Source organism: Streptococcus sp. GMD6S, assembly GCF_000297015.1.
The window spans coordinates 1-3,089 of the sequence record NZ_AJRH01000002.1 but is presented as its reverse complement, the minus strand read 5'-3'; the positions used below and the strand labels follow the sequence as shown (position 1 = coordinate 3,089).

The window sequence follows — 3,089 nt, the reverse complement described above, 5'->3', positions numbered from 1 at the left end:
CCCAGTTTATTTTCTGACCTTTTTGAAGATGATGGATCTCCTTATGTCGAGTTTAAAAGTTCAGACTTAAAACAAGTGATTTTAAATAATGAGGATATAAAAAAATTCTTATCCGATTATCATCAGAGCTTTGAATCGTTTTCTGCATACCTATATGATTATTTGGTAGTTCAGGCTTTATCTGTTTCTTTACCCCAGGCCGAGTCTGTGATTAGTCAGCAGCTATTCAAGAATTTATTTGACTATCCCATAGTTGATCCTTACACTGCCTATCAACTTTTAGACGATGGATGGCAGGAAATTTCTCAGGATTTGGAGATGATACAGACCGAAGGTTTTCAAACTGTTAAGCGCGTGGATCCAAATATTGTCATAAAGAAAAAGAAGGGAAAAGAAGCAGAAGAACAACAGGAAGGCTGGATAGGTCGCATACTACCTTTTGAGTTGGTTCAGGAAGTCCAACTTACAGAAGAATTGGAGCAGATAAAAGCTCAAAAAGCTAGGTTGCAAGAGATTAAGGATACATATGTTCAATTGATTGATAATCTTTCTGAAGAAGAAAAAGAACTTCAGATTTTAACTGACGAGCAAGATGGTTTTATCACTAAGGAAGTCAATCTATTGCTGGAGGATATTTATGCCGAAGTGGATAGCTTGGAGATTTCGACTTTAAGAACTTATCTCGATCTGTTAGATAGGAAAGCTAAGAAAGCAGAAAAAATGGATTTTATAGCTGCTCACCCTGAAGTATCCTGGTCATCAATGGAGACATTAAAAGACAAAACTTACGGAGTAGTTAGTGTGAGAAGCTATATCCTGTGGTTGCAATGTCAAACAGTTTTTGAGGAAGGAAGCTTTGAGGCTACTTTACAGAATGTCATTAAACTTCAAGAAGAAGAAAAGCAACTAGCTACTATAGTTAAGGAAGCAGAGAAAAAGCTCCATTTGAAAACGAAGCAAGTCATTGAAAGCTTGTCAGATGAAGAGGCTAATGAACTGCTTGAGAAGAAATGGATTGTCCCAGTCGTTGAGGAGTTGAATCAATTACCAGATGTCTTATTTACTCAGCTGATAAAACATGTCACAGGAGTAGCGGATAAATACTCAGAAACTTTTGAAGATGTCAGCAAAGAACTAGCAGCTGTCGAGCAAAGTCTCTCTGATATGATTGACCAGTTGGATGGGCCAGAATTTGATATGAAAGGATTGAGGGAGTTTCAAAATCTCCTAAATAGAAATTAAGATGACGGAAGAAAGAAAAGCACCAGCTATTCGTTTCAAAGAATTTTCAGGTCAAAATGCGGAAGCTTGGGAACAGCGGAAGTTGGAGGAGTGCTCAGAAATATCTGCTGGTGGAGATATTGATAAATCTAAATTATTGAATAATGGGAAATATCCGGTCGTTGCCAATGCTCTTACAAATGACGGAATTATTGGGTATTATAATGATAGCTTTAGAATAGAGGCTCCTGCAGTTACAGTAACTGGCAGAGGTAATGTTGGAGTAGCAAAAGCTCGTAACGAAAATTTTACTCCTGTTGTGCGTCTTCTATCATTAAAATCAGATTATGATGTTGTTTTTTTAGAGAATGCTATAAATACCCAAAATATTGTAATTGAATCAACGGGAGTTCCCCAGTTAACCGTTCCCCAGTTAGGTAATTATAAAATTTTCTTTCCTTCTCCCCCCGAACAAAGGGCCATTGGCAGCCTCTTCCAAGATCTGGACAAGCTCATTACACTTCAACAGCGTAAGTTAGAGGTTCTCAAAGAGCAGAAGAAAACCTACCTCAAGCTCCTCTCCCCAGCCAAAGGACAAAAGAAACCAGTCCTTCGCTTCGCAGGATTTGAAGATGAGTGGAAGGAAGTGAAAGTTTCAGATATTTTTAGAGTTACTAGGGGACAAGTACTAGCAACAACGGAGATATCAGAAGAAAAAACAGATACTCATAAATATCCCGTATATTCTTCTCAAACCAAAAACGAAGGATTGTTAGGATATTATGATAAATATTTATTTGAAACAGCAGTAACTTGGACAACTGATGGAGCAAATGCTGGAACGGTAAATTATAGGGAAGGAAAATTTTATAGTACAAATGTGAACGGTGTCTTATTGTCTGATGAAGGTTTTGCTAATAAAGTGATTGCAGAAATATTAAATAACGAAGCTTGGAAATATGTTTCAAAAGTTGGCAACCCGAAACTAATGAATAATGTAATGTCAGAGATTAGTTTAGTTATCCCTAATGATTTTAGAGAGATTTCCATCCTGTCATCCCTCTTCCAAGACCTAGATAAGTTCATTGCCCTTCAACAGCGTAGACTGGACAAACTGCAGAATATGAAAAAAGCTTTACTTGAACAAATGATGATGTAAAGGAGTTACAGATGACTGTTTTTAGCAAAGAAGCTGATTTTGAACAGGCCTTGATAGAGGTACTTTTTACCAAGGGCTGGGAAAAAGAAATCCTCCACTACCCCACTGAGCAGGATCTGATTGAGAATTGGGCCAGGATTCTCTTTGATAATAATCGTGAACGCGACCGTCTCAATGACCAGCCTTTAACAGACGGTGAAATGGCTCAGATTTTAGAGCAGATTGAAAATCTCCGAACACCACTAAAGCTGAACGGTTTCATCAACGGAGGTTCAGTCTCAGTCAAAAGAGACAATCCAGCAGATCCTGAGCATTTTGGAAAAGAGATTAGTCTCAAAATCTATAATCGTAAGGAGATTGCTGCAGGTTCAAGTCGCTATCAGATTGCAAGACAGCCTCAATTTCCAACAAAATCTCCTATTCTCCATGATAGACGAGGCGATTTGATGCTTTTAATCAATGGCATGCCAGTCTTTCACTTGGAGCTAAAACGCAGTGGTGTTCCAGTCAGCCATGCCACAATACAAATAGAAAAATATGCCAGAGAGGGCATTTTCAAAGGTCTCTTCTCTTTGGTTCAAATCTTTGTGGCCATGGAGCCGAATGAAACTGTCTACTTTGCCAATCCAGGACCGGATGGACGTTTTAATTCAGATTATTATTTCCATTGGGAAGATTTTAATAATGAGTTAATCAACAACTGGAAAGA

2 protein-coding genes and 1 pseudogene are annotated in these 3,089 nt (G+C 38.1%); all 3 read left to right on the top strand.

Annotation, left to right across the window (positions count from 1 at the left end; all coding sequences use genetic code 11):
• A pseudogene (locus GMD6S_RS12675) lies at nt 1-1,242 on the top strand (type I restriction-modification system subunit M); the annotation flags it as partial.
• A 1-nt stretch (nt 1,243) separates the two neighbouring features.
• Nucleotides 1,244-2,380: a restriction endonuclease subunit S gene (locus GMD6S_RS00020; protein ID WP_000134180.1), complete on the top strand. Its 1,137-nt coding sequence runs from the start codon at nt 1,244-1,246 to the stop codon at nt 2,378-2,380.
• Between the two features lie 11 nt (nt 2,381-2,391).
• Nucleotides 2,392-3,089 (top strand): type I restriction endonuclease (locus GMD6S_RS00015; protein WP_000215695.1); only part of this gene is annotated, 698 nt, incomplete at its 3' end.

What these genes read in the sequence shown, in the direction of transcription:
- GMD6S_RS00020 (WP_000134180.1), top strand. Translation starts at nt 1,244, where the DNA reads ATGACGGAAGAAAGAAAAGCACCAGCTATTCGTTTCAAAGAATTTTCA.